18 protein-coding genes and 3 pseudogenes are annotated in these 26,490 nt (G+C 62.7%); 10 read left to right on the top strand and 11 right to left on the bottom strand.

What is annotated here, in order from left to right; all coding sequences use genetic code 11:
* Positions 1-14: 14 nt before the first annotated feature.
* From OZ428_RS11730 to OZ428_RS11695, 8 genes and pseudogenes are all read left to right on the top strand, one after another.
* Positions 15-2,006: a GumC family protein gene (locus OZ428_RS11730; RefSeq protein ID WP_269133441.1), complete on the top strand. Its 1,992-nt coding sequence runs from the start codon at positions 15-17 to the stop codon at positions 2,004-2,006.
* Positions 2,006-3,196, top strand: coding sequence for a glycosyltransferase (locus OZ428_RS11725; protein WP_269133440.1), 1,191 nt, complete (start codon positions 2,006-2,008; stop codon positions 3,194-3,196). The genes OZ428_RS11730 and OZ428_RS11725 overlap by 1 nt, the downstream gene beginning before the upstream one ends.
* A pseudogene (locus tag OZ428_RS11720) lies at positions 3,186-4,513 on the top strand (GH39 family glycosyl hydrolase). The gene OZ428_RS11725 and the pseudogene OZ428_RS11720 overlap by 11 nt, the downstream one beginning before the upstream one ends.
* A gap of 8 nt (positions 4,514-4,521) precedes the next feature.
* Positions 4,522-5,739, top strand: coding sequence for a glycosyltransferase family 4 protein (locus OZ428_RS11715; RefSeq protein ID WP_269133439.1), 1,218 nt, complete (start codon positions 4,522-4,524; stop codon positions 5,737-5,739).
* A complete protein-coding gene (locus OZ428_RS11710) occupies positions 5,730-6,833 on the top strand; it encodes a glycosyltransferase family 4 protein (RefSeq protein WP_269133438.1) in 1,104 nt (367 codons plus the stop codon). The genes OZ428_RS11715 and OZ428_RS11710 overlap by 10 nt, the downstream gene beginning before the upstream one ends.
* A gap of 2 nt (positions 6,834-6,835) precedes the next feature.
* Positions 6,836-8,263: an O-antigen ligase family protein gene (locus OZ428_RS11705; RefSeq protein ID WP_269133437.1), complete on the top strand. Its 1,428-nt coding sequence runs from the start codon at positions 6,836-6,838 to the stop codon at positions 8,261-8,263.
* The gene (locus OZ428_RS11700) at positions 8,263-9,672 is read left to right on the top strand and encodes a lipid II flippase MurJ (RefSeq protein WP_269133436.1); all 1,410 of its coding nucleotides are present in this window, start codon (positions 8,263-8,265) and stop codon (positions 9,670-9,672) included. The genes OZ428_RS11705 and OZ428_RS11700 overlap by 1 nt, the downstream gene beginning before the upstream one ends.
* Positions 9,673-9,694: 22 nt before the next feature.
* On the top strand, positions 9,695-10,750 hold the full coding sequence (locus OZ428_RS11695; RefSeq protein WP_269133435.1) for an acyltransferase family protein: 1,056 nt from the start codon (positions 9,695-9,697) through the stop codon (positions 10,748-10,750).
* A gap of 21 nt (positions 10,751-10,771) precedes the next feature.
* Here the strand turns inward: OZ428_RS11695 and OZ428_RS11690 are convergent.
* The 7 genes and pseudogenes from OZ428_RS11690 to OZ428_RS11660 all read right to left on the bottom strand — a co-directional run bounded on the left by OZ428_RS11690 (position 10,772) and on the right by OZ428_RS11660 (position 19,257).
* Positions 10,772-13,136, bottom strand: a pseudogene (locus OZ428_RS11690) (TonB-dependent siderophore receptor).
* Between the two features lie 139 nt (positions 13,137-13,275).
* Complete coding sequence (locus tag OZ428_RS11685; RefSeq protein ID WP_269133434.1) at positions 13,276-14,235, bottom strand: FecR domain-containing protein; 960 nt, start codon at positions 14,233-14,235, stop codon at positions 13,276-13,278.
* On the bottom strand, positions 14,235-14,747 hold the full coding sequence (locus OZ428_RS11680; RefSeq protein WP_177112107.1) for a sigma-70 family RNA polymerase sigma factor: 513 nt from the start codon (positions 14,745-14,747) through the stop codon (positions 14,235-14,237). The genes OZ428_RS11685 and OZ428_RS11680 overlap by 1 nt, the downstream gene beginning before the upstream one ends.
* Before the next feature lie 112 nt (positions 14,748-14,859).
* Positions 14,860-15,441, bottom strand: coding sequence for a DUF4174 domain-containing protein (locus OZ428_RS11675; RefSeq protein ID WP_016974820.1), 582 nt, complete (start codon positions 15,439-15,441; stop codon positions 14,860-14,862).
* A gap of 164 nt (positions 15,442-15,605) precedes the next feature.
* Positions 15,606-16,238: a glutathione S-transferase gene (locus OZ428_RS11670; RefSeq protein ID WP_269133410.1), complete on the bottom strand. Its 633-nt coding sequence runs from the start codon at positions 16,236-16,238 to the stop codon at positions 15,606-15,608.
* 12 nt (positions 16,239-16,250) lie between these two features.
* Complete coding sequence (locus OZ428_RS11665) at positions 16,251-16,829, bottom strand: GNAT family N-acetyltransferase (RefSeq protein ID WP_269133409.1); 579 nt, start codon at positions 16,827-16,829, stop codon at positions 16,251-16,253.
* Positions 16,830-16,899: 70 nt separating this feature from the next.
* Positions 16,900-19,257 carry a DNA polymerase II gene (locus OZ428_RS11660; protein ID WP_269133433.1) on the bottom strand — a complete coding sequence of 786 codons (2,358 nt, stop codon included), beginning with the start codon at positions 19,255-19,257 and terminating at the stop codon, positions 16,900-16,902.
* A 197-nt stretch (positions 19,258-19,454) separates the two neighbouring features.
* Here OZ428_RS11660 and OZ428_RS11655 point away from each other — a divergent pair.
* Together OZ428_RS11655 and OZ428_RS11650 are read left to right on the top strand one after the other, a co-directional pair.
* Positions 19,455-21,685 (top strand): annotated as a pseudogene (locus tag OZ428_RS11655) (TonB-dependent receptor).
* 87 nt (positions 21,686-21,772) lie between these two features.
* Complete coding sequence (locus tag OZ428_RS11650; protein WP_269133432.1) at positions 21,773-22,360, top strand: hypothetical protein; 588 nt, start codon at positions 21,773-21,775, stop codon at positions 22,358-22,360.
* A 41-nt stretch (positions 22,361-22,401) separates the two neighbouring features.
* Here OZ428_RS11650 and OZ428_RS11645 read toward each other — a convergent pair whose 3' ends face one another.
* The 4 genes from OZ428_RS11645 to OZ428_RS11630 form a co-directional block, all read right to left on the bottom strand.
* Positions 22,402-22,869: an SRPBCC family protein gene (locus tag OZ428_RS11645; RefSeq protein ID WP_061436001.1), complete on the bottom strand. Its 468-nt coding sequence runs from the start codon at positions 22,867-22,869 to the stop codon at positions 22,402-22,404.
* 79 nt (positions 22,870-22,948) lie between these two features.
* Positions 22,949-23,674, bottom strand: coding sequence for a TonB-dependent siderophore receptor (locus tag OZ428_RS11640; RefSeq protein WP_269133431.1), 726 nt, complete (start codon positions 23,672-23,674; stop codon positions 22,949-22,951).
* The gene (locus OZ428_RS11635; RefSeq protein ID WP_269133430.1) at positions 23,671-25,446 is read right to left on the bottom strand and encodes a TonB-dependent siderophore receptor; all 1,776 of its coding nucleotides are present in this window, start codon (positions 25,444-25,446) and stop codon (positions 23,671-23,673) included. The genes OZ428_RS11640 and OZ428_RS11635 overlap by 4 nt, the downstream gene beginning before the upstream one ends.
* Before the next feature lie 92 nt (positions 25,447-25,538).
* Positions 25,539-26,489: a FecR domain-containing protein gene (locus OZ428_RS11630; protein ID WP_269133404.1), complete on the bottom strand. Its 951-nt coding sequence runs from the start codon at positions 26,487-26,489 to the stop codon at positions 25,539-25,541.
* Position 26,490: the final 1 nt, after the last annotated feature.

Below are 26,490 nucleotides of genomic sequence, written 5' to 3'. Positions count from 1 at the left end.
AGGAGCGACATCCCATGATCGAGATCCGTTCTTTTCGTGATCTTCTGCGCTTGTTCTTCATCTTCCGGCACGAGTTCAAACTCGCGGCGATTGCCGCGCTGGTGATCATCCTGCTGGGGGCGTTCCTGCTGCCGGCCAAGTATGAATCCACCGCGCGGCTATTGGTGAAACCGGGGCGTGATTCGACCTTGCCCATCGAGATCAGCAACCGCCAGGCGCTGGTGATGCCCAGCACCCAGCGCGACCCGATTGTCGATGAGGAGCGCCTGCTCACCGGCCGGCCCATCGTGCGTGCGGTGGCCGAGCATTACCTGGAAGTGATCGAAAACGCGCCGCCGCCAGAGGGCTTCTGGAAGCGCACCAAGTACTACGTCAAGAGCGGCGTGGGGGCCGTGTTCGACGGCGTGCGCGTAGTCATGGAAACCGTGGGTATCGTTGAGAAAACCACCCCGGTCGAACGCCTGGCCGCCGGCCTGGAGAAGAACTTCGAAGTGAGCCACGCCGCCGGTTCCACGGTGATGGACATCACGTTCAAGTGGAGCGACCCGGAAATCGCCCAGGCGGTGGTCAAGGATTGGGTCGAGACCTACATCAACGAGCGCACCGAGGCCTTGGGCCGCAAGAGCCTGTATGCCTTCTATGAGGGCCAGGTGGCCAACAGCGCGACCGAGATCAAGAGCTACAAGGAACAGATCCTCACGCACCTGAACGAGATCGGCGCGGCGAGTATCACCGACCGCCTGGAAGACTTGTCCGAGCGCATCAACGTGCTGCGCGGCGAGACCTTCAATACCACGCGGCTGATCGCATCCTCCGATAGTGCCATTGCGAGCACGCGCACCCAGCTCAAGGGCCAGCCCAAGGAAGTCACCACGGTTCGCCAGATCGCACTGAACCCGCAGCAGCAGGATTTGCGTCGCCTGCTCAACCAGAAGCTGCTGGAAAAGGCCGACATGATGCGCACCTACACCGACAACGCGCCGCCGGTCAAAGCCCTGGACGCGTCGATTCGGGCGATGCAGGTGCAGGTCAACAGCGAGGCCAGCACCGTGCAAGCCTCGGAAAACCGTGCGCCGAACACCCTGGAAATCCACTTGCAGCGCGTGTTGCTGGATGAAACCAGCAACAACCTGGCGCTGCGCACCCAGCTGGTTCAACAGCAGAAACAACTGGTGAACCTGGAAGCGCAACGCAAAGAGGCCCTGGAGATTGAACCGGAGCTGGCCCGCCTCTCCCGCGAGCTGAACACCACCGAGCGCAACTACGCGCTGTACGTGGATAACCTGGAAAAATCGCGCATCGACCGTGAGTTGGACAACAGCCAGATCAGCAACATCGCCGTGATCGAAGAAGCCACCCTGAACCCGGGCCGCATCTTCCCGAAAACCCTGGTAATGCTGGTGTTGGCGATCCCGTTTGCCATCGTGGTCGGCCTGCTGGTGATCTACCTGTGCTACCTGCTCGACCAGCGGATTCACGACGGTGGCCTGGTGGAGCGCAAGTTCGGCCTGCCCCTGTGGACCACCCTGCCGGAGCTGGACACCTCCACCGCGCAAAGTACCAACGCGTTCAATGCGAGCATCTACCGCTTGTACAGCCTGCTGCAGCCCGACCGCATTGCCGAGCAAGGCCTGACCCTGGGCCTGACCTCGGCGCGCCATGGCGAAGGGGTGACCTTTGTGGTCGAACAACTGCGCCAGTTGCTGCACGAGAACGGCATCAACGTGCGGGTCGGCGGGCTGGAAGCCGCCGCGCCGGGTGAAGTGGTACTGCTCGACGCCTCGGCCCTGCTGGACAACCGTGAGGCGTTCGTCAACCTGCGCCGTGCCGACCTGATCGGCCTGGTGGTGGAAGCGCGCAAAAGTACCGTGCCGGTGGTGGAGCACGCGCTGTCGATCCTCAACACCGCGTTTGGCAAGGTGGACGGCATCATCATCAACCGCCGCAAGTTCGAAGTGCCGGGCAAAGTGCTGCACACCATCGGCAAATACCGGGGAGCGTTCTGATGCGTATCGCCCTGCTCGCGCCCTTGCCGCCGGAAAAGAACGGGATCGCCGACTACGCGAACCATTTCCGCACGGCACTGGAACAACTCGGCGTGACGGTGCTGACACCGTTGGCCGGGGTGGCGGGCAATTCCGAGGCGATCCAGCACGCTATCGCGGCGTTCGACTGGCAGTCCGTCGACCTGGTGCACGCCGAGTTGGGCGGCGGGCGGCTGGGGGAATTCCTGGCCTTGCGTGAACTGCGCAAGGCTTACCCGCAGCTGCCGTTGACCGCCACCGTGCATGACCCGGAGCGCATCGTGTGGCGGCGTGAACACCTGCCCTTCCCCTTGAACCTGATGGAACGTTTGCCGAGCCCGTTGCCCCAGGCGGCAGTGGTGCTGGCCGACCCGCTGACCCTGCGCGAAGAACGCCAAGTCGCCAAGGGGCTGACCCGGTTAGTAACCCTCACCCGCTTGGGCGCCGACTGCTTGACCCAACGCATGCAACTGCTTACCGGCAAAGTCGCGGTGATCAACCATGCCAACCTGGCGATTGCACCGGCGCCGCTACCGTCACTGGACACCCTGCGGCTGCTGTATTTCGGCTTTATCTACCGTGGCAAAGGCATCGAAGATCTGGTGCAAGCCTTGGCGGATGTGTTCAAGCAAGCCCCCGAATTGCGCCACCGCGTGCGCCTGACCTTGGCCGGTGGCACGGCCGCCGAAATGGCGTTTGGCGCGGGCGGCAACTACCTGGAACAACTGAACGCGCAGATCGCGGCACTGGGCCTGACCGACGCCATCGACTGGCGCCTGAACCTGCCGGCCGATGACATCGCCCAGACCATCCAGGCCCACCATGTGATGGTGCTGCCCTACCGTGAATCGAAAAAACTCGGCCTGCTCGGGCGCCAGCGCGGCACCAGTGGCGCGTTGTCCTGGGCCACCGCCTGCGGGCGCGGCGCGATCACCTCCGACGCGCGCGCGTTTGCCGAGGAAGTCGCCAGCGGCAACGGCGCGATCTACCCCGAAGGCGATGTGCCCGCACTGGGCGAACAACTGCTGCGCCTGGCGCGCACGCCACTGCTGGCGCGGGATTGGGCTGAGCGCGCCGGGGAAATCGGTCGCGAACGCCTGTGGCCGTTGACCGCGCAGAAATTCAAACAACTCTTCGAGCAGGCCATCAGCGGAGCCCCTTATGGCGCGTAAACGCACCTACCTTGCCACCTTTGCGCTGGTTGCCGCCCTGGGCCTGACCGCATTCTTATGGGGACGCCAAGCGGACGCCGAAAGCCATGTGCTCAAGGGCAGCAAGGAGGTGGTGTGGAAGGATTTCCTGGGGTGAATGCGCAGTTCCTGTGGTTCAGCCCCGAGCGTTACCAGAAGCAGATCGACCGCCTTAAGGCCCTGGGCCTGGAGTGGGTGCGCCTGGATTTGCACTGGGATCAACTGGAAACCGCGCAGAACCAATACAAGCTCGCCACCCTTGATGAACTGGTGGGCAAGCTGCAACAGAACCAGATCAAGTCGGTGTTTTACCTGGTGGGTTCGGCACGCTTTATCACCAGCGCGCCACCGCTGTCGCTGTACCCGGACCAGTACCCGCCAAAAGACCCCAACGTGTTCGCCAACCGCATGGCGTTGCTCTCCCAGCGCTACCCCAGCGTCGACGCCTGGCAAGTCTGGAACGAACCCAACCTGATCGGCTTCTGGCGCCCGGTGGCAGATCCTGCCGGCTACGCGAACCTGTTGACCGTCACCACCAACGCCTTGCGCGCAGTGAACCCGACCAAACCGGTGGTCGCCGCCGGCATGGCGTTCTTCAGTGAAATGCCCAACGGCCAGACCATGTTCGATGCCTTGGGCGCGCTGGGCGTGGTCAGTCTGAACACGATCATCTCCTACCACCCCTACACCCAATTGCCCGAAGGCAACGACCCGGCCAACCTGGATTTCATCGCCAAGACCACCCAGCTCAACCAGGCCCTGCGCAACGGCGGCGTGCAAACCTTGTGGAGCACCGAGTGGGGCTGGTCGACCTATAAGGGGCCCAAAGACGCTCAGGACATCATCACGCCACAGGCACAGGCCGACTACGTGGTGCGCCGCCTGGCGCTGATGAGCGCGATGGATTACGACAAGATTTTCCTGTTCACTTTGAGCGACCTCGACCAGCGCGCCAGTGTGCGTGACCGCTCCTATGGCTTGCTCGACATCGACACCAACCCCAAGCCGGTCTACACCGCGCTGAAGAACTTCCTCGATGTCAGCGGGCCGAAGCTCACGCCGGGCGATCCGCCGGCTGCCGACGCATTGCCCGACGGCCTGTTCAGCATCGGCTGGACCCGCACCGACGGGCGCAAGCTGTGGTTCTTCTGGGCGGCCCAGGGCGGCAACGCGCACCTGCCGGGCTTGGCCAGCGCCACCCTGTACGACCCGCTGCGCGGCACACAAACCCCGGTGAGCGGCACCAACGGCCTGACCGTTCCGGTCAAGTCGAACCTGCAAATTCTGTTATGGGAGTGAGGCCTGCCATGCGCATTTTATGGATCCTGCCCTACTCGCCCTGGCCCGCCACCAGCGGTGGCAAGACGCGCCAGTTCCACCTGCTGCGCAGCCTGGCCGCGCGTGGGCATCGGATCACCTTGCTGCTGCATGACAAACACCCGGTGTCGCTCACCGACCGCCAGGTGCTGGAGGCCTTTCTCGAGCAACTGATCATCCTGCCGCGTCGCCCGTTGCGCAGCGTGAAGACCCTGATCGCCGGGCTGTTCGCGCCCTACCCGCTGCTGGCCAGCGTGAATGGCTTGTCGGGCGCGTTGCAGGACCGCTTCAACCAACTGCTCAACGAGCATTGGGATGTGGTGCAGATCGAGCACACGTACACCTTTCAACCGTATGAAGATGCGCTGGCGCGTAAATCCCAGCCGTTCGTGCTGACCGAACACAATGTCGAGTCCGCGCTTGGCGCGGCCACGTATGACCGCCTGCCAGGCTGGTCGCTGCCGTTCATTCGCTACGATCAATGGCGCTATACCCGCTGGGAACGCCGGGTGATGCGCCAGGCCACGCAGGTGGTGGCGGTGACCGACAGCGACGCCCAGACCCTGGAAAAAATCGCCGGCAAACCGGTGTCGGTGGTGGTCAATGGCGTGGATTGCGATCACTTCGCAGCCGCGCGTCCCGACCCGTCGACTCGCCGCGTGCTGTTCCTTGGCAACTACGAATACGCGCCCAACGTGGATGCCATCGAGTGGGCCCTGGATGAAATCCTGCCCAAGGTCTGGGCGCGTTGCCCGGACGCGCGCATGAGTGTGTGTGGCTTCGGCATGCCCGAAAGCTGGCGTGAACGCTGGCCGGATCCGCGCATTGAATGGCAGGGTTTTGTGCCCAACCTGCTGAAATTGCAGTCGAGCTGTTCGGTGTTTCTGGCGCCGTTGCGTCACGGCGGCGGTTCCAAGCTCAAGGTGCTGGAGGCGTTGGCCGCCGGCTTGCCCTTGGCGAGTACCGAGCAAGGCGTGTCGGGGTTGGACCTGGTCGAAGGCCTGGACTACCTCGGCGGGCAGACCGCCGCAAGCCTGGCCGACGCCGTGGTGCGCCTGCTGCAATTTCCCGACGCCGCCGCGCCCATGGGCGAAGCCTACCGTGCCTATGTGCGCCGCGCCCATGACTGGAGCGTCGCCGCCAGCCAGTTGGAAAAGGTGTACGCCAGCCTTTCGCCCCTGACTCACAAGGAGCCCGCATGCGTGTAGGCCTGGATTACCGCACCGTCGGCACCTCGCCGCAATCGGGCATCAGCCGCCAGGTGTACGCGCTGGAAAGCGCCCTGCACGGTCTGCCGGGCATCGAGCTTGAGCGGTTTACCGTGGCGCCCCTGGGCGATGAAACCCGTTTGCAGGCCCATTGCCCGGTCTGGGGCTGCGCCAAGACCGCGATGCACCAGCCGCAGAATCGCCTGAGGTTCGAGGCCGGTTTTCTGCCGCGTGCGTTGCGTGAACAGCAGATCGATTTGTACATCAGCACCTTCAACATGGGCCTGCCTTTGCCGCCCAAGCCGAAGGGGCTGCGCACGGTGGTGCTGTTGCATGACCTGTTTCAGATCACACTGAACAACTACCACGCCAACCGCCTGAAGGCGCTGATCTACAAGACCAGCGATCGCCTGTCGATTGCCTACGCGGTGCACAGCGCCGACCGGGTGTGGACGCCGTCGCAATACAGCGCCGATGAAACCGTGCGGTTGTTTCCCAAGGCGGCCGGCAAGATTCGCGTATTGCCCAACCAGGTCGATGGCTTTGCCGACCTGGCGGCGGACCTCAGCGCTCGCCAATTGCCCGAGCGCTTTTGGTTGCTGGTGGGCACGCGTGAGCTGCGCAAGAACGTGCCGTTCCTGGTCGACGCCTGGCAGCGGGCGCGGCAGCAATCGCCCGCCGTGCCGGAGTTGGTGCTGGTGGGCAGTCTTGAGCATTTGCCCGAGGCCCAGCGTACCCTGCCGGGGATACGCGCACTCAGTGGCGTGTCGGACGCCGAATTGCACGCGCTGTACCGCCAGGCCTCGCGCCTTTGGCAGCCTTCCTATGCCGAAGGTTTCGGCCTGCCGGTGATCGAAGCTTTGAGCGTCGGCACCCCGGTGGCGGTGGCCAGCGGTACTTCGCTGGATGAAATCACGCCGCCCTCGGCGCCGCGTTTTTCGCCCACCGACGGCCCGGCGTTGACGCAACTGATGCTCAGCCTCGGCGAACGCACTGAAGAAGCATCCCCCGAGCAACACCGGCAATGGGCGCAACGCTTCAACCATCACGCCTATCGCCGACGCCTGGCCGAATTGATCGAGGAACTGAAGTGAGAATGACCCTGCCCAGCCTCGTCGCCATCCTCTTCGGCCTGTTGTTTGGCGCCGTTGCCCTGTTGTTGTCGCCGGCCAAGGCGTTCCTCGCCGTGATCGGCCTGGCCGGGGCGGTGACCATCCTGCGCTTTCCTTTCTGGGGCCTCCTGCTCTTTGCCTTGGTGGCGACGTTCATGCCGTATTCCACGATCAACCTGGGCATTCGCAGTACCGTCAGCGAAGCCATTTTGGCGATGACCTGGGGCGCCGTGCTGTGGAACAGCTTCCTGGTGCGCCTGCCGGATACGCCGAGCCTCACCCGGCGCCCGACCGACCAGATGCTGTTGTGGCTGATGCTGTTCAGTGTGTTTCCCTTTATTGTCGGCCAGGTCACCATCCACGCCGACAGCAGCGGCGTGGCCAACTGGCTGCGTTGGTTGCTGAACTTGTCGGGCGTATTCCTCTGCGCCAAGTTGCTGGTGGACCACAAGCACCGCGAGTCCCTGGTGATCGCCCTGCTGCTGGGCAGCCTGGCGATGCTGGTGCTGTCGATTGCGGTGTTCGTGCGCACGCGCTCCGGGGCCGGCATCGCGCCAGTGCTGGCGCTGTTCAACTACGGCAACTTCGACATGCTGAAATTCGGCCTGGAAGCCATGGCTTCGCGCATGGGCTCGCCGTGGATGCACCCGAATGCCATCGGCGGGATCATGGCGCTGTTGCTGCCCCTGGCCTTCTGTTTCGGCATGACCGAACAAGGCTGGAAACGTGCATTGGGCCTGGGCGTGGCGTGCCTGGGCGCGGCGGCCTTGCTGCTGGCGAGTAGCCGGGGGGCGATGGTCAGCCTGGCGTTGGTGCTGCTATGGATGGCCACGCGCCGGGTGCCCTACACCGGGCGTCTGCTGATGATCGGCGCGGTGTTGACCGTCGTGCTGGTGATGGCCTACCCACCGTTGCAGGAACGCTTGGCGACGATCTTCTCTTCGAGCAACGCCAGTACCGAAGTACGTTTCGACGAATACCGCATGTTCCCGCAGGCGGTGGCGTCGTACCCGTTCGGCATCGGCTTCAAGGTCGACCCACCGGTGCCTGACACCCACCTGCTGGGCATCTCCAACCTGTGGCTGAACTACATCTACAAGACCGGCATCGTTGGCATGCTGTTCTTCATCGCGGTGACCGTGCGCTGGTGGCGTGAAGCCCGCCCGGAAAACGGCCCGATCCGTCTGACCAAGGACAATGCGCTGTGGCTGGGCACCACGGCCGGGATTCTCTCGGCGCTGGTCAGCGGCCTGTTCGACCACTACTTCAGCTTCGCCGTGGTGATGGTCGCGCTGTTCTGGCTGATGGTCGGCATCAACGTGCTGGAGGCACGGCGGCTGTTTCCGGCACGCCTGCCGCAGGTCAAACCGGTGGTCTTTCGCAAACCCGTGCTTGATGGCGCGAAGCCCTGATGCTGGGCTCCGCCGTCTGGCTGACGCTGGCGACACTGCTGGGCCTGTGCCTGGGCTTTGCCCGCGAATGGTTGCTGGTGGCGGCCTGGGGCGCGGGCGAGCGCAGTGATGCGTTCCTGATTGCGCTGTTTTTGCCGGAAGCGCTGCGCATGTCACTCGCCGGCGGCGTGCTGAGTGCGGCCGCGCTGCCGCTGTACCTGGCGCGCAAGGACGACGAACGTCTGGGCTGGCTGGCCGTGTTGTTCCCGGCGCTGCTGCTGATCGCGCTGATCACCAGCCTGTTGCTGACGCTGTTCGCGCCGTGGCTGGTGCAACTGCTCGGACCGGGCTTGGCGGCGAGTGCCACGGCGCTCGCCAGCAGCAACTTGCAGATCGTGGCCTGGTGCGTGCCGGGGCTGATGCTGCACGCGCTGTTCAGCATCCCGTTGCAGGCCAGCGAGCGCTTTGTGCTGGCCGGCCTGGGTTCGTTGTTGTTCAACCTGCCACCGGTAACCTACCTGGCCCTCGCTGGCACCGCGACCCAACCGCACTCGCTGGCCCTGGCCTGCCTGGCCGGCAGCCTGTTGATGCCGTTGGCGCTGCTGCCATCGATGTGGCGCCAGGGCTGGCGGCCGTGGCGCTGGCAGTTTTCGTGGGCGCCACTGCGAGAGTTGGGCCAGCGCATCGGTCCATTGTTGTTGAGCAACGGCGCCAGCCAAGGCCTGGCCCTGATCGAACGGCTGGTGGCGTCGCTGCTGGGTGAAGGCGCGGTGACCTGGGTCAACCTGGCACGCAAGCTGATGAACCTGCCGCTGATTGCACTGATGAGCCTCAACCAAGTGCTGCTGGGCATGATGAGCCGCCGCCAGGGCGATGAACGCCTCGCCCTGCTCAAGCGCGGCTTGGAAACCGCCAGCGTACTGACCCTGCCCGCCGGTGTCGGCCTGGTGGCAGCGGCCCCGAGCCTGGTGGCGTTGCTGCTGCCCAAGCAATCGCTGGACTCGCCATTGCCGCTGCTGCTGGCCTGGTTTGCCGTGCCGTTGGTATTTGGCGCCTGGAACGCTTTGCTCGCGCGGTATGCCTACGCGGCCGGGGACACGCGCCAGCCATTGCGCTGCGAATTGCTCGGCAGCCTGGTCAACGTGATGCTGCTCGGCGTGCTGCCGTTTGTGTTCGGCTTGGCGGGGATTCCGTTGGCGGCATTGGCCGGGGTGATCTGCACCGCGCTGCTGCTGATGCACCGCCAGGCCTTGCTCGGCGCCCTGCCTTGGGTGCGGAGCTGGCTGCTCAGTGCCGTGCTGATGGGCGTGGCGGCGTTGGCGCTGTATCGGATTGAAGGCGTGTGGCTGCAACTGGGGCTGAGCACCCTGGCCGGCGCCGTGGTGTTGCTGGGGATGGGGCTGTGGCTCAAGCCGTGGCGCAAGGCATGAATGATCGATCGGGGATAGGCGGATGAAACATCGTTGGATTCAAATGGACATTGCCAAGGGCATCGGCATCCTGATGATCGTGTACGGTCACAGTTGGTTCGTGGCGAACTCGCTGGAGTTGCAGTACCCGATCATCGCCTCGTTCATCTTGCCGTTGTTCTTTTTCCTCTCCGGCGTTTTTTTCAAGCCCGAGCAGCCGTTTGTGGAGATGGCCGTGCGCAAGGCCGATGGCCTGCTCAAGCCGTTTTTCTTCACCATGCTGGTGTACGTGATCGTACGCGACGTGCTCCGCGGCCAAGCCCTGTTGCCGGATATCGGCGGCGTGCTGTATGCCTCGGTGGATACCATTCCCTGGCAGGCACTGTGGTTTCTGCCGCATTTCTGGGTAGCGATCCTGTTCAGTTGGGTGATGCTGCGCCTGATCCAGCGCCTGAAGCTGTCACTGCCGGTGAGTTGCCTGCTGATGGTGGTGCAACTGTTGATCGGCATCTGGGTACTGCCGTGGTTCTGGCAAATCCCGGTGAGCGTCGGCGGGCAGACCTGGACGTTGCCCGGCCTGCCCTTCGGCCTGGAAATCACCCTGATCAGCAGCACCTACTTCATCTGCGGCTACCTGCTGCGCGACTGGCTGCGTCGACATGAGGGATCGTGGCTGGGGCTGCTGATGTCGGTGGCATTGTTCGCCGCCGTGTTCCTCTACAGCCACGCCACCATGGACTTGGCGCAGCGCCGCTACGACCACTGGCTGTGGACCAGCCTGCTCGCGGTGCTCGGCGTGTACGCGTGCTGGTCGCTGGCGCGGGTGCTGATGGTATCGACCGTCATCACACGGGCGATGACCTACATTGGCCAGAACACCTTGATCCTGCTGATCTTCCACGGCGAGATCCAGCACAAGACGGTTGACCTGCTGGAGCGCCTGGGGCTGCACGCGCTTGTGGCGGCCTGCGTGGGTTTTGGGGTGGCCGTGGTGGTGCCTTTGTTGATCGGGGAAGTGATCAAGCGGGTGGCGTTTTTGCGGTTTTTCTACTTTCCGTTTCCGGTGCGCAAGGCGCCTGTCGCAAAAACGGCGCCTTGAGGGCGCCGTTCAATCGCTACGTCAGAAGTCGTATTTGACGCTGGTCATCAGGTTACGCGGCGGCCCGTACATGCCGTGGTTGCCGGCGTAGCTCAGGTATTCACGGTCGAACAGGTTGTTGAGGTTCAGCGAGGCGCTCAGTTTGGGTGTCACGTCGTAGCGCACCAGCAGGTGAGTGATGGCGTAGCTGCCCTGGCTGAAGGTGTGCAGGTCTTCCCCGACCTTGCTCTGCCAGTTCACCCCGCCGCCCACGGTCAGTTTGTTGAACGCGCCAGGCAAACGGTAGGAGGTAAAGGTCTTCAGGCTCTGGCGCGGCAAGGTGGTGACGATGCGTTTGTCGTCGGCATCGGTGCTGACCGCATAGGCATAGCCGGCGGAGGCCTGCCAGCCGTCAGCGAGTTCGCCGTTGAGTTCCAGCTCCACGCCTTCGGTGGTGGTGCCCTGCTCGTTGCGGTAGGTGTTGCCGCCCGGGGTGTCGATCCAGATGGCCAGGTTGTCCTGCTCCAGCTTGAACAACGCCAGGCTGGTGTTCAGCTTCTCGTCGAAGAAGCTGCCTTTGAGGCCGACTTCATACCCTTTGCCCTCCATCGGCGGCAGCGCCTTGTTATTGATGTCGCGTACCCAACTGGCCTGAGGGTTGAAAATTTTGGTGTAGCTGGCATAGGCCGACCAATTGTCGGTGAGGTCATACACCACGCCAGCGTAAGGAATATAGACGCCGGTTTCCGATTCGTCGGAGCGTGTCGCCGTGCCGCCGTAAGGGCGGTCTTCGGTTTCGCGCTTCCAGTCGATCACGCGGCTGCCGAGGATCACGCTCAGGTCATCGGTGACCCGCAGCCGTGTGCTCAGGTAGGCGGCGTATTGGCTCTCATCCACCGAGGATTTGCCGGTGACATTGAACACGGGCTTGGCTGACTGGCCGTCCCAGTTGAGCAGGTTGTCGATGGCACCGGCAGGCGAGCTGGAATAGTCGTAATGCCATCCGCCGTAACTCGGCACGCTTTCCTTGTATTTTGACAAGGTGACACCCGCGATCAGCTCGTGCTCACGGTACGAGCAGGTCGAAGGGGCCGGTGGCGTAAAGGTCGAGGTTGTCCTGGCGCGGTGTACCGGAGAAACGCACCGGTAATTGGGTGGTGCCGCTGCCATCCGGGTTGAGGGACCCGTTGACGTAGTTGAAGACTTCGTCGAACTGGTTTTCGGTGCGGGTGAATTCGGCCTTGGCGCTCCAGCCGCTGTCGAACTTATGTTCGATAGACGTGAAGAAGCTGGTCTGCTCATGATCGTTGTAGGACCAGGCCGGAGCGGTGTTCAGCGAACGGTTAAGGTTAGTGCGCGAACCGTCGGTAAACCGTGTGGGCAAACCGGAACGCGCTGGCGAATCGACGTCGGTGCGCAGATAGCTGAAGCCCAAGGTCAGCAGCGTGGCTTCGCTCAGGTCGAATTCGGTGATGCCATAGAGCAGTTGGGTTTCCTGCTTGTAGCGGTCGATCCAGGCGTGTTCGGTCTTGTAGTCCGCGACCAGCCGGCCGCGCACATTGCCGGTTTCGGTCAGCGGGCCGGAGACGTCCAGGCCCGTGCCATAACGGTCCCAGGTGCCCCCTTCAGCCGTGACGCTGGCGCGAGCCTCGGCCGTCGGGCGTTTGCGGATCAGGTTGATGGTGGCCGCCGGATTGCCCATGCCGCTGATCAGGCCAGTGGCGCCGCGCACGATCTCGACACGGTCGTACATGGCCATGCTTTGGGTGTAATTGTCCATGCGCGTGGCGGTGGGCACACCATCGATTTCGAAGTTCTGGATCTGGAAGCCACGCGAAAAATAACCGTCACTCTCCGAGCCCAGGCCATCGCGCAACACAATGATGCCGGGAGTGGCATCGAGGGTGTCACTGAGGTTGGTGAGGCGCTGATCATCCAGGCGCTGGCGGGTCATTACGGTGAGCGACTGCGGGGTTTCCCGTGGCGTCAGATTCAGGCGCGTCGAGCTGCTGGACGACTGCGTGGTATAGGAACCGGTGCCTTCGGTGGTCGAGCCCGGTGCCTTGCCCGAGATCGATACGGTGCCCAGTTGCAGCGCGCCATCCGCCGGGCGTGGCTCCAGTGAATAGTGGTTTGCGCTGCCATGCACCGCTTGCAGATCGCTGGTGCTGAGCAGGATCGCCAGGCCAGTGTCCAGGTCATGCCGGCCGTGCAGGCCGGGGCTGGTCTTGCCATCCGTGAGCGCCGCCGGGTACGACAACAGGATCTGGCTGGCCTGACCGAACTGATTGAGCGCCCCGGCCAACGAGCCGGCCGCAATATCGAAATCCAGGTCCGGTGCCGCTTGAACCCAGGTCGACGCCAGCAACAATGGCGTGGCGACCGTCACGCTGGCGATGCCTTGCATGACGGCCAGGGCCAGAGAGGTTTTCAACGTTCTGCGATGTGGTGTGCGTGGCTGCATGCCCAATTCCCCAGTGAAGGTAGTGTCTGGGGATATAAGTCTCGTGAGAAACGCAAACGGACCACCCTGGCGCGAACTAAATTCAAACCCGGTTCAGGCGGGGGTTGAGGGTGACCCAGAAGCGTGTGAAATGCTGCACGTCCAGCTTCAAGGTCTGCCCCAACGCGGCAAGGATGCGGTCGGTGTCGGACAGCGGATAAGTGCCGGACACACGCAAGCCTCGCACTACCGGGTCACAGGTCAGGCGCCCGCGCCGGTAGCGGCTCAACTCGTCGAGGAAGTCCTCCAACCGCATGCCTTCGGCGACGATCATGCCCCGGCTCCAGGCCAGCTCGCCATTCCGTTGCGGACGACGGGCGAGCAAGGTGTGGGCATCAAAGCTGACCAGCTCATTCGCTTGCAGCACCAGGCTGCGTGACGGGATCTGCACCGACAGTGCGCCCTGGTCGGCCCCCAACTGGGTAAAGCCATCACGCTGGCGCACGCTGAAGCGACCGCTGACGGCACGGGTCAGGCCCTCGGCGGTCTGCACCCACAGCGGACGGGCGTCGGTGAGGTTGGGGTCCACCAGGATTTCACCGCGCAGCACCTGGATTTTCCGTGCGTGCGCGGTGTATTTCACATCGATGGCGGTGTCGGTGTTGAGCTGCACCTGGGTGTTATCCGCCAGGCCGATGCGCCACTGCTCGCCGACGGTGGTGCTGTAGTCGCTGGTCCAGTGCTGCACCAACGCCGTGTCCTTGACGCTCCAAGCAGTAGTGCCCGCCGCCAGCAGCACGGCAAGGTGCTTGATCACTCGACGACGGGACATTGCCGGCAGCAACGTTGCGCGAGCCAAGGCCTGATGAGCCGGCGCGCGCACGTCTTGCATGCGTTGGAGAAACCGTTGGGAATGCTGCCAGGCCAGTTCATGGGCCGGGTCCTGCTCGCGCCAGCGCTGCCAATCGGCGCGGGTCTGTTCAGTGACGTCCGGCGCCTGTAATTCCAGTTGCCAGTGCATCGCCTGTTCGGCGGCTTCGAGGGATAACGGCGATGGATTCATCAACGTTGGCTGTCCAGCAGGATGCACTGCGCACCCGCCTTGACGATGTAGCGCTTGACCGTGGTAACGCTGGCGCCGAGGCGCTCGGCAATCTCGCCGTGACTGAGACCATCAAGCTGCGACCACAGGAATGCCTGGCGCACCGGCAAGGCCAGGCGGCTGAGCACTTCATCGAGGGCCATCAGGGTTTCCAGCAGAATCCACTGGGTTTCGGCGCTGGGCACAGACTCTTCCGGCAACAAGGCCAGGGCTTGCAGATAGGCTTTTTCCAGCTTTTGCCGACGGAAATGATTGGACAGCACACTCTGCGCCACCTTCGCCAGGAAACTGCGCGGCGCCAGAATTTCAACCGGCTGGTTTTTTGCCAGCAGCCGCAGAAAGGTGTCCTGAGCCAGATCGGCGGCACTCTGCGGGCAGTTCAAGCGACGCCACAGCCATTGCTGCAACCAGCGATGTTGTTGGCGGTACAGGGTGGCCAGATCAGTGGGGCTTACCGCAGGAGTCGAAGACATGGAAGGCGCGCGCGAAGAATGAGGCGTAAATGATAACGGTTATCATATTCTTCGTTGCGTCGATGCTGCAAGTTTCTGCTGCAGGAGCCGGCTGGCCGGCTCCTGGCGGGGGTCAATCGTCCAGTGGTTGCGGGGCTGCGTGCTTGGCGGGTTTGCCGGCCTTGGCACCGGGTTTCGCCGCCGGAGCAGCGGCTGCCGGTTCAGGCTCGGCGGGAGCGGCGGTTTCTTTCTCGGCCATCGGCATCTGGTCGATGGCGCTGAAGAACTCTTTCAGGTCGAGGGTATCCGGTGGCACGGTTTTCTCGACTTTCTTCTCGCCGTCCTTGCCCACCAGGATCACTTTGGTGCCACTGCCGGCACCCAGTTTGAGGGCACGGATCAGTGCATTCGTTTCCGGAGGCGTGAGCTTTTTATTGTCCTTGGGGTCCTTGGCGAACTTCTCGCCTTCGGCGCCGATACTGCCGAACTTCACGGTGTAGAACACCATGTTACGTTCTTCAAAGGACTGCTTGGTTGCAGGCTCGTCCAACTGTTTCTTGAGGGTCGCCAAGGTGTTGTTGCCGGAATCAAGCTCCACCACCACCAGCGGCCGGGCCTTGCCCAAGTCTTGCTTGAGCGGGTTGATATCATCAGCAGCCAACAGCGGCCCCGTAAAAGCCATCAAGGTAGCCAGGGTCAGCGACCGGATGAGCATGCGCACCTCCTTTGTATTCCATGCAGGGTTCTTGAGTTTCATGTCTGCGACAGTCAAATTCAAGGATGATTCCTACACCACTTTAAGAAAGCGTAGGACAGGACGCCCGCTACGCAAGGGTTTGGTAGGCACAAGTGTCATTGTTTCCACTGATTTCGGAAACATCATGAGACCTTCCACTCGGGCCAATGCCGTGCAAATACGGGGGCGACGATGGGGTCGGCATCCACCTGCGCCAGGCTCTGGGCAAAGCCCGGCGCCAGGCCGTTCAATGCCTCTCGCGCTTCATCCCAGCGCGACACCGCCGCCGCCATAAGGCCCAACGCATTCGGCACGCCGTTGGGCGCAAACAGTTGCTCGTCGAACTGATCGGCGAACACCACCCAGGCCTGATGCAGGTAGCGCCGGGTGCCCGTCACCAATTGCGCCTGCACGGTTTCGTTGACGTTGCCGAGCCAGCGTTGCGGGTAGTCGATGATGCCGATGGCCGAGTAACAATTGGCCGCGATGTACACCAGCCCGCGGATGATCTGCGCGCGATTGCCGGCCAGCAAGTCCGAAGCGGGATATTCCAGGCCGAGGTGGATCAGGATCGCGGCACTTTCCGTCAGCACCTGGCCATCGGCGGTGACCAGGGTGGGCACCTGTTTGAGCGGGTTGATCCGGGCCAACTCATCACTGCCCTCACCCTCCGCCCAGGAGGCCGCGTCCACCCGTCGCCACGGCACTGCACAGCGTTGCAGGGCGATTTCGATCATGCAGGAGCCGGATTCGTCGATGCCATACAGCGTGTACATGGGCTTTTCCTCCTAGCGTTGCAGTTTGGCCTGCAAGTTCGCCTTCACCTGTGGCCATTCCGAATCGATGATGCTGAAGCGCACCGAGTTGCGCTTGCGTCCGTCGGGCATGATGCGTTCGTGACGTACGATACCTTCCTGCACGGCGCCGAGGCGCAGGATCGCGGCGCGGGACTTTTCGTTGAGTTCATCGGTGGTGAATTGCACGCGCACGCAGTCGAGCACTTCGAACGCGTAGGTCAGCAACAGCAGCTTGGCTTCGGTGTTGATCGCGCTTTTCTGCGTGGACAGCGCCAGCCAGGTATGGCCGATTTCCAACTTGCGATTGACCCGGTCGACCTTCCAGAACCGCGTACTGCCGACCACTTGGCCGTCTTCACGACGCACCAGGGTGAACGGGATCACGCTACCGGCGTCACGCCCTGCCAGGGCGGTGTCGATGTACTGATCAACCGTGTCCGGGCCCGGTACGTTGGTGACCTTCAGGTTCCACAATTCGCCATCGGCGGCGGCGTCGAGCAAGGCGGCCTTGTGTTCCCTTTGCAGGGGCAGGAGTTCGACCGTGGTGCCGGTCAGTGTGATCAGGGTCATGGTGGCAGCGCCGTCTGGGTGGTCATCAGAGACAGAGAGTGCAGGCTGCCGCCCTGACGAATCAAGCGTTTTAAAACAGGCCCATCTGACCGCCCACCAGGGTGCTGAAATCGTCATTCACGAACGGCAGGATCGCATCCGCCACCGGCTGTAATTGCCGGGTGACGTAGTGGTCGTAATCGATGGGCGCTTGCCGCACTTCCAGCGGTTCCGGGCCGTTGACGCTGATCACGTAGCTGATCCAGCCACCGCGCTGGTACTGGCGCGGGCGGTTCAGGCGGTCGTTGTACTCATCGGCCAGACGCGCGGCGCGCACATGGGGTGGCACGTTGCGCTCGTAGTCGTCCAGCCGGCGGCGCAGGCGCTTGCGGTAGATCAGCAATTCATCGAATTCGCCACTGAGGGTACGGCGTACGTAGTCGCGGATGTAGTCCTGGTGGGGCTGGCGATGGAAGATGCGCTGGTAGAGTTCCTGTTGGAATCGACGGGCCAGGGGCGACCAGTCGCTGCGCACGGTTTCCAGGCCTTTGTAGACCATGTCTTCGCTGCCATCGCTGCGCACCACCAGACCGGCATAGCGTTTCTTGCTGCCCTCCTCCGCGCCACGGATGGTCGGCATGAGGAACCGCGTGAAGTGGGTTTCGTACTGCAACTCCAGGGCGCTTTGCAGGCCGAACGCGGTGAGCAGGTGCTCGCGCCACCAATCGTTGACGTGCTGCACCAAGGCCCTGCCGATACGGCTGGCGTCCTCCTGGGAATGCGCGCTGCCGAGCCACACGAAGGTGGAGTCGGTGTCGCCGTAGATCACCTCATAACCTTGGGCTTCGACCAGTTCGCGGGTCTGGCGCATGATCTGGTGGCCACGCATCGTGATCGACGAGGCCAAGCGTGTATCGAAGAAGCGGCAGCCGCTGGAGCCGAGTACGCCGTAGAAGGCGTTCATGATGATTTTCAGGGCCTGGGACAGCGGCGCGTTGTGTTCGCGCTTGGCCTCCTCGCGGCCTTCGGAAACCCGCTCGACAATGGACGGCAGACAATGCCGGGTGCGGGAAAACCGTGCGCCGCGAAAGCCTTCTACCGAGTCACTGTCGTCGGGGTACTTGAGGCCTTCGATGAGACCCACCGGGTCGATCAGGAAACTGCGGATGATCGACGGGTAGAGGCTTTTGTAGTCGAGCACCAACACCGATTCGTAAAGCCCAGGGCGTGAGTCCATGACAAATCCGCCGGGGCTGGCCTGGGGCGGTTTGTCGCCCAGGTTCGGCGCGACGAAGCCCTGGCGATGCATCAACGGCATGTACAAATGGGTGAACGCGGCGACGGAGCCGCCGTTGCGGTCGGCCGGCAAGCCGGTGACACTGGCGCGCTCCAGCAGGAACTTGAGCAGTTCGGTCTTCTCGAAAATCCGCGTGACCAGCTCGCAGTCCTTGAGGTTGTAGCGCGCCAGGGCGGGCTTGTCCTCGGCGAACATGCGGTTGATCTCGTCCATGCGCTGGTACGGCGTGGAAATGTCCTTGCCTTCGCCCAGCAGGGTTTGCGCGACGTTCTCCAGGCTGAAGGATTCGAAGCTCCAGGTGGCCGAACGCAGGGCTTCGATGCCATCAATGATCAAGCGCCCCGCTGCGGCGGCAAAGTAATGATTGCGGCTGCCGTGTTCGCGCCAGGCCATCGGTTCTTCGCCCCGGCCGAGCATGAGCGGCACATTGAGGCGCTGGGCATGTTCGTGCAGCACGCGCAGGTCGAACTGCACCACGTTCCAGCCGATGATCGCATCGGGGTCGTGCAGCGCCAGCCACTGGTTGAGGCGTTCGAGCAGTTGGGCACGGGTGTCGCAATAGTCGAGCTTGAAGTCCACGGCGTCGGTTTTGTTCGGCGGGCCAAGCATGTACACCTGGCGCTCGCTGCAGCCTTCGAGGGCGATGGAATAGAGATCGCCCTGGGCGGTGGTCTCGATGTCGAGGGACACCAGCTTCAGCGGCGGACGGTAGTCGGGCGCGGGTTTCATCTGTGCGTCGCACAGTACGCCGCTGGCGTCGGGTGTGCCGCCGAACCACACCGGGGCAGTGATAAAACGCTCCATCATGTAGCGCTCGGGCGGGCGCACGTCGCCTTCGTAGACGTCGACGCCCGCCGCGCGCAGGCGTTTTTCCACGTCCATCGCCTGGCGGTGCTGGCGGGTGTACAGGCCGAGGACGGGCCGGTGATGGAAATCGCACAGCTGCAAGGAGCGCAGCTCGATATCGCGCTCGCCCTTGAGCAGCCAATCCAGCGGCTTGCGATGGGCCTCAGGGATGAACATCACCGAGGTCTGCACGGGTAGGCGGACAAACCTCGGGCCCTGGTCGGTGGCCAGCCAGAAGCTGACCTCCGTGCCCGCCGGGGTATCGCGCCAATGCCGGGTCAGGACAAAACCCTGCTGTAAATCCACCGTACCGCACCTCAGGAATCGCTTTCAGGGCGTGATTCTACTCGGCATCCACGCGCGCAGACCGTGTCAGTAAAAATTTGTTGCGTGACGTTAATAATAATTACTATCATTCGCGCCGGAGTCGTATCCGCGCAGTGAGGACGCGCAACGCCGTTGCCCTTTTCCTCACACATGACGGTTAGCCGTCAGGATCGCCCATGCCCGCCCCATTCGCCGTGCCGTTGCGCCCAACCCTGCTCGCCCTGTGCTGCTCCCTGAGCCTCAGCGCTCACGCTGCAACCCCAGCCACCCCGCAGGATGCGAACACCGGCCAGGAAGGCAACACGCTGGAGCTGGGCGCCACCAACATCAATGCCGACGCCCCCGCGCCAAGCGCCCTGCCCCCGGTGTACGCCGGCGGCCAAGTGGCACGCGGCGGCCAATTGGGTGTGCTGGGCAACCAGGACATCATGGACGTGCCGTTCAGCATGGCCTCCTACACCGAGAAACTGATTCGCGACCAGCAGGCCGAAACCGTCGGCGATGTGCTGCTCAATGATTCGTCCGTGCGCCAGGCGTCGGGGTTTGCCAACCAGGCGCAGACCTTCATGATCCGAGGCCTGCCACTGAATGGCGACGACATTTCCTTCAACGGCTTGTACGGCATCCTGCCGCGCCAGATCATCTCCACCGACGCCCTGGAGCGCGTGGAAGTGTTCAAGGGCCCCAATGCCTTCATCAACGGCGTGACGCCCGGCGGCTCGGGGATCGGCGGTGGTGTGAACCTGCAACCCAAGCGCGCCGATGACGTGCCGCTGCGTCGGTTCAGCACCGATATCAGCAGTGATGGCCGGGTGGGCGAACACTTGGATATTGGCGAGCGCTTCGGTGAAGACAACCGTTTTGGCGCACGGGTGAACCTGTCCCAGCGCGAAGGCGATACCGGTATCGATGATGAAAGCCAGCGCTCGAAGCTGTTTGCCGTCGGCCTGGACTACCGTGGCGATGCGTTGCGCTTGTCGAGTGACTTTGTGTACCAGAAGCAGCGTATCAACGGCGGGCGCAACTCGGTCTTCCTCGGCACCGCCACCCATGTCCCGAATGCACCGCCTACCGACACCAACTACGCGCCGAGCTGGAGCAGCACCAACCTTGAAGACACCCTGGGGATGCTGCGTGCCGAGTATGACTTGAACGATAACTGGACGGCCTATGCGGCAGCAGGCGCCAAGCACACCCGCGAAATGGGGCGCTACTCGTCGGTGACCCTGACCGATAACCTGGGCAATGCCACCGCCAGCGGTTCGACCATCGCCCATGAAGAAGACAACAGCAGCGTCATGGGTGGCCTGAACGGCAAGTTCCAGACCGGCCCTGTGAGCCATCGACTCAACTTCGGCTTGGCCGGCATCTGGACCCAGGCGCGCAACGCTTATGTGTTCGCCAGCCCACGCACCCTCACCAATATCTACAACCCTGTGACCGGTGCGCCACCGGCCCTGAACAATCCACGCAATACACCGGGCACCGACTTCAGCGACCCGACCATCACCGCCAAGACCTTTGTGCGCAGTACGGCGGTGTCCGACACGCTGGGGTTCTTCGATGACCGCCTGTTGGTGACGGTCGGTGCACGCCGCCAGCAGATTGTCGTGCAGGGTTACAACTACATGAGCGGCACGCGCACGGCCAACTACGACGAGTCGATCACCACGCCGGTCTATGGCCTGGTCTTCAAGCCGTGGGAGCATGTGTCCTTCTATGCCAACCGCATCGAAGGTTTGGCCCAGGGCCCGACCTCCCCCGTCAACTCGGGCAACCGGACCATCATCGGCGGTGGCGAGGTGTTTGCGCCAGCGCGCTCCAAGCAGATTGAGGCCGGCGTGAAAGTTGATATGGGCACCTATGGGGCAACGCTGGGTGTTTACCGTATCGAACAACCTGGGGCCGGTTACGTTCAGGTCATCGATGCAACGACAGCGCGCTACGTTCGCGAAGGCCTGCAGATCAACAAAGGCGTTGAGTTGAACGTCTTCGGCGAACCGGTCAGCGGCCTGCGCCTGCTGGGCGGTGTGACGGTGATGAAGACCGAACTCAAGGACACGCAAAACGGCGCCAACGACGGTAATCGTGCCATCGGCGTGCCTTCGTTCCAGCTCAATGCTGGCGTGGATTGGGATGTGCCTGGCCTGCAAGGCGTGACCCTCAACTACGCATGCTACGCACCGGCGGGCAGTACGCCGACGCAGCGAACAACCTGAGCCTGCCCGCATGGAACCGCTTCGATATCGGCGCGCGCTACAACTTCAAGGTGGCCCAGCGTGATGTCACCCTCGGCGCCACCGTGGAGAACGTTGCCAACGAGAAGTACTGGGAATCGGCCCAGGGCGGTTTCCTGAGCCAAGGCGATCCGCGCGTCGCCAAGCTGTCGGCCAGCGTGGACTTCTAACAGAACGGCAACAACGTGAGCCGGCAGATTTGCGCATCGCCGGCTCACCACTAGACTCAGGGCTTCTCTCACATGGAAGTCCTGACAATGAAGTTATCTCGCTCCCTTCGCCAGGCAATCGCCTTGGCCACTCTACTGTCCGCCGGCCACTTGGTGGCCCATGCCGCCGATATCCCGCTGTCCAAATCCCTTGAAGCCGATGAAGTCACCACCAAGGTGCTGGCGGTAGATGCCGCCAAGCATCAAGTCGTGCTTGCGGGTGCCGAGGGCCGTGAGGTGCATGTGCAACTCACCGATGCCGCCAAGGACCTGGGCAACCTCAAGGTCGGCGACCAGGTCAAGGTGTTGACCACCCACTCGGTCGCCGTAGTGCTGGACACCGACGTGGACAAGAGCGCTCCGGACGCCAGCGAAAAAGCCGGCGTGATCCGCGCCACCGCCGACAACCCCAACCCAGGTGGCGCGGCCTTCCGCCAGGTGCAGGTGCAGCTGAAGATCACTCATATCGACCTGAAGAAAAACCAGGTCACCCTGGAGAATCCAGCCGGTGCGACGAAGGTGTTGAACGTTGAGAAACCGGAAATCCGCGCCGGCCTCAAAGACCTCAAGGTCGGGCAGAGTGTGGTGGTGACTTACACCGACACCCTGGAGATCACCACCGCTCACGAAAGCTGAGACCGGTGAAAGGCGGGCATCACTGATGATGCCCGCTACCTTCAAGCCTGGCGGGCCTGGCTCAGGTAGTTTTCGATGTTGCCCATCTGTTCGTCCCAACCACGGGAATTCATTTTGAAGGCCTTCTGCCGTCGTGCCTCAGGCACGGCATCGAACCCGGATTCGACCACCCGCAGCAGTATGCCCGGCGCCCGATCCTCAATGGTGAATTCCACCAAGGTTGGGGTTTCCTGGTCGTAGTCGACACCCTCCTCTACCGCGAAGGGATGCCACCAGAAAGAAAACAGTGTTTGCGGCAGGATGCGTTCGATCCTGGCCTTCCAGATCACATGTTCGTAGCCCGGATAAGTGATCGGCGCCTCGATACTTTGCCCGGCAACGAAGGTTTTACCCTTGAGTGCGATACCGAACCAACGGCCGAATTGCTCGGCATCGGTGAGGGCTTCCCAGACTTGTTTACGTGAAGCGTTGAGCAGGACTTTTCGTTCGATTCGATCCAATACGTGCATAAGTCACCTCCTCCATTGACAGTAGGCGACATCGAACAATGCGCAACCTTTCAGCCGCGCATTGGTGTTGCGACTTACTTCAGAACGTCCACTTGGCATTGACCATCGCGTTACGCGGCTCGCCGTAGGAGCCCGAGTTGAACGTGCCCATGCCGTCGTAATACTTCTTGTCGAATAGATTGTTGACGTTCAGCCCCACCGACAAATGCTCGTCCACTTGGTAGTTGGCCAACAGGCCCACCACAGCGAAGGGGTCTTGGACCGCCTTGTAGTACGGCCCGGTGTAGTTGATCTGGGTGGTGGCGTACATCTCGCTTTGCCAGGTGACATTGCCGCCCACGGTCAAGCGGCTCAGGGCACCCGGCAGGCGGTAAGTGGTGCCCAGCTTGAACAGGTTGAGCGGCTGGTTGACCTGCACGCGCTCGCCGTCCTTAGAGTGCGATTCACGGTAGGTGTAGCCGCCGAATACGTTCCAACCGGCGGCCACTTCACCGGAAATCTCGGTTTCGACACCGCGCGTGGTGGTGCCGGCGATGGCCTTGTACACCGTCTTGCCGGTGGCATCGTTACCCGAGTCGGCAGCGGTGTTCTTTTGCTCGATGTCGAACAGGGCGATGCTCGCGTTCAACGCACCGTCGAAGAATTCACCCTTGAGTCCGATCTCGTAGTTGTCGCCTTCCAACGGCGCCAGCAAGCCGCCGCTGGCGGTTTTGTAGAACGTCTGCGGCAGGAAGATGCTGGTGTAGCTGGCGTAGACCGAGTAGGTGTCGTTCAGGTCGTAGATGATGCCCGCGTAGGGCGTCACAACGCCGGTCTTCTTGGTCTTGTCGGTCTTTTGCGAGTAAGGGCATATTCCGTCACCTCATCGAGCTGCTTCCACCAACTGACGCGGGTGCCGAGAATGAGGGTCAGCGGGTCCATCGGTTTCAAACGCAGCGCGCCATACACACCGGTCTGTTGCAGCGTGGTAACGGCCCCCCCGGCTTCGTTGTAGGAACGGCGCCCATACTGCCTGCCGTCCCAAGTGAAGATGTTGTCCACATCACCATAGTCATTGTCCTGGCCGGCCAGGGTACTGCTGTAGTTGGGGAAATTCAGGTGAGTGTGCGAAGTGCTCGCGCCCACTACCAATTCATGCTCACGCCCTCCCAGCTGGAACGGACCGTTGGCGTACACATCGAGCGTGTCCTGGGCCTGGTAGCTGTCGAGGCGGTAGATGAACGCCTTGGCGCCCTGGCCTGTGATCGGGTCCGGGTAGCTGCCACTGGCGGAAGCGCCCTGCCCTTTGCGATAGGAATACTGATGGCTGTAGGCAGTCTTCAAGCTCCAGTCGTTGTCCAGTTTGTGGTCCAGCATCGTGGTGAAGGTGTAGCTGGTGTTGTCCATGTAGCTGGAGCGCGTCGCCGGGTTGAAGGAGCGCGAGAAATCGGTCTGGCGGCCATTGTTGTAGAACAACGGAATATGACCATAGCTGGTGCCATTGGCATCGTTGTTCTGGTAATCCAGGCTGGTGCGCAGGGTAGTGGAGTCATTCAGGTCGATATCCAGCGCGCCATACATCACACGCTTCTCTTGCTTGTACCAGTCCACGAAGGACTTCTGTTTCTGGTACGCCGCGACAAAACGCCCACGCACATTGCCGGTCTCGGTCAACGGGCCGGACACGTCGACTTCAGAGCGATAGCGGTCCCAGGCGCCTGCTTCTCCCGCGATGTGCGCCTGGAAGTCTTTGGTCGGGCGCTTGCGCACCAGGTTGATGGTGGCCGACGGCGTGCCTGCACCACTCATCAAGCCGGTGGCACCGCGCACGACCTCGACGCGGTCGTAGATGACCATGTCGGAAAGCGGGCCGATGAATTGCTGGGATTCGTTGGCGATCTGGGACGGAATCCCGTCGTACTGGAAGTTCTGGATCTCGAAGCCGCGGGAATAAAAGGAGTAGCGCTCGCTGTCTCGATGGTTGCTGCTGACGCCGGGTGTGAAGCTCAGCACTTCGCTGAGGGTCGACAGGTGTTGATCGTCCATCAGTTGGCGAGTGACCACACTGACCGACTGCGGGGTTTCACGCAGGGACAGCGGCAGTTTCGTCGCCGTGCTGGCCGCACCCGTGGTGTAGGAACCGCTGTTTTCGGTAGTCAGCCCCAGCCCTTCAGCGTTGATGCTGGTGGCGCCAAGGCTCAGGGTGCCCGTGCTGGCTTGGGGCGCCAGGCCGTAACTGCCGTCGTTATTGACGGACAGCGCCAGGTTGCTGCCCGCCAACAGTCGGGCAAAGCCTTGTTCGATGCTGTAAGTACCTTGCAGACCGGCACTTTGCTTGCCGGCGGTCAGGCCCGAATCGAAGGACAACACCACGCCGGCATCACTGGCAAATCGGCTCAATACCGAGCCCAGCGGGCCTGGGGCAATGGCGAAAGCCTGCTGCTGGCTGGCAGCCATTGCGCTGGAACCTGTCGCAAACAGTGGGGCCAGCAGCCCGACTTGCACCATCAACGACACGCCAAACAGCGCGACCTGCAAAGGCTTTTTGCGAAATGACCGAAGCGGCTGAGTGGCGACTGAGGTTTGCCCTGCGCGCATGTTGACTCCTGAAGGTGCGAACGAATGAAGGGGGTTTGCAGGAGGAGTCGAACGAGATGCGGCCAATCGACAACAGTTGTTGATAATTATTTTCAGCCGCGTGGGACGACGGTCGTCCAATAACGGGTGCGTGCACTGAGACGCACCGGCAGCGCGTGGGTCAGGGCGTTGAGGGCAAGGTCGATATCGTCCAGGGAATAAGCCCCCGAGACTGTCAGATGGCCGACTTCAGACGCGCATCCCAGGTAACCCGACCGGTAGCGCGACAATTCGGCCAGCAGGCGATCCAGGCGCCAGTTGTCGACGATCAGCCGACCCTGCGCCCATTCGCCTTCGCCAGGTTCGTTGGCCCGAAGGGAGAGCATGCGTCGGGTATCGAACGTGACAGTCTGGCCGGCGGTGATCACGGTTTGCGCAGGTTCGATGCCCTGACGCACCGCCACCGCGTGTTGCAATACGCTCATGCCGGTGAAGTCATCGAACTGGCGAACGGTAAACCGCGTGCCCAACGCGCGCATTTCACCTTGGGCACTGCGTACCCGCAAAGGGCGTGGGTCGGGGGCCGTTTCCACTAGGATTTCGCCGGCACGCAGAATCAGCAAGCGTTGCTCGGCGGTGTAGTGGATGTCCACGGCGCTGGCGGTGTTGAGGGACAGCCGTGTGCCATCGTCCAGGCGCAGGCTGTGGCGCTCGCCAGTGGTGGTGCGTTGATCGGCCATCCACAGCGGCGCTTGTCGATAGCCCGACCAACCGATGGCGCTCATGCCGGCACCGATCACCACACTCTTGAGCAGTGCGCGGCGGCCAAATCGCCGGGATTGGTCGGCAGCGACGTCCAGTACATTGACGGCCACCGTGCCGGGCAGACTCTGGAGCTGGCTTTGCAGGAGTTCCACGCGCTGCCACGCCCATTGGTTCAGCGGGTTTTCATCTCGCCAGGCGAGCCAAGCCGCGTGCAACTCAGGGTCGCCCGGCTCGGCTGCCAGGCGTGCGACCCAGTGGGCCGCCCCGCTGAGGGCTTGGCGCTGCGCGTCACGGGTCACC

It is taken from the genome of Pseudomonas sp. GXZC, from assembly GCF_026967615.1.
Taxonomy (GTDB): domain Bacteria; phylum Pseudomonadota; class Gammaproteobacteria; order Pseudomonadales; family Pseudomonadaceae; genus Aquipseudomonas; species Aquipseudomonas azotoformans_A.
This window is presented reverse-complemented; position numbering and strand designations above follow the sequence as displayed.

Coding starts and splice junctions, on each gene's coding strand:
- OZ428_RS11685 (WP_269133434.1), bottom strand. CDS start 14,235: ATGAATCCATCGCCGTTATCCCTCGAAGCCGCCGAACAGGCGATGCAC.
- OZ428_RS11665 (WP_269133409.1), bottom strand. CDS start 16,829: ATGACCCTGATCACACTGACCGGCACCACGGTCGAACTCCTGCCCCTG.
- OZ428_RS11645 (WP_061436001.1), bottom strand. CDS start 22,869: ATGCACGTATTGGATCGAATCGAACGAAAAGTCCTGCTCAACGCTTCA.
- OZ428_RS11695 (WP_269133435.1), top strand. CDS start 9,695: ATGAAACATCGTTGGATTCAAATGGACATTGCCAAGGGCATCGGCATC.
- OZ428_RS11650 (WP_269133432.1), top strand. CDS start 21,773: ATGAAGTTATCTCGCTCCCTTCGCCAGGCAATCGCCTTGGCCACTCTA.
- OZ428_RS11710 (WP_269133438.1), top strand. CDS start 5,730: ATGCGTGTAGGCCTGGATTACCGCACCGTCGGCACCTCGCCGCAATCG.
- OZ428_RS11680 (WP_177112107.1), bottom strand. CDS start 14,747: ATGTCTTCGACTCCTGCGGTAAGCCCCACTGATCTGGCCACCCTGTAC.
- OZ428_RS11700 (WP_269133436.1), top strand. CDS start 8,263: ATGCTGGGCTCCGCCGTCTGGCTGACGCTGGCGACACTGCTGGGCCTG.
- OZ428_RS11705 (WP_269133437.1), top strand. CDS start 6,836: ATGACCCTGCCCAGCCTCGTCGCCATCCTCTTCGGCCTGTTGTTTGGC.
- OZ428_RS11725 (WP_269133440.1), top strand. CDS start 2,006: ATGCGTATCGCCCTGCTCGCGCCCTTGCCGCCGGAAAAGAACGGGATC.
- OZ428_RS11730 (WP_269133441.1), top strand. CDS start 15: ATGATCGAGATCCGTTCTTTTCGTGATCTTCTGCGCTTGTTCTTCATC.
- OZ428_RS11635 (WP_269133430.1), bottom strand. CDS start 25,446: ATGCGCGCAGGGCAAACCTCAGTCGCCACTCAGCCGCTTCGGTCATTT.
- OZ428_RS11670 (WP_269133410.1), bottom strand. CDS start 16,238: ATGTACACGCTGTATGGCATCGACGAATCCGGCTCCTGCATGATCGAA.
- OZ428_RS11675 (WP_016974820.1), bottom strand. CDS start 15,441: ATGCTCATCCGGTCGCTGACCCTGGCTACCTTGATGGCTTTTACGGGG.
- OZ428_RS11715 (WP_269133439.1), top strand. CDS start 4,522: ATGCGCATTTTATGGATCCTGCCCTACTCGCCCTGGCCCGCCACCAGC.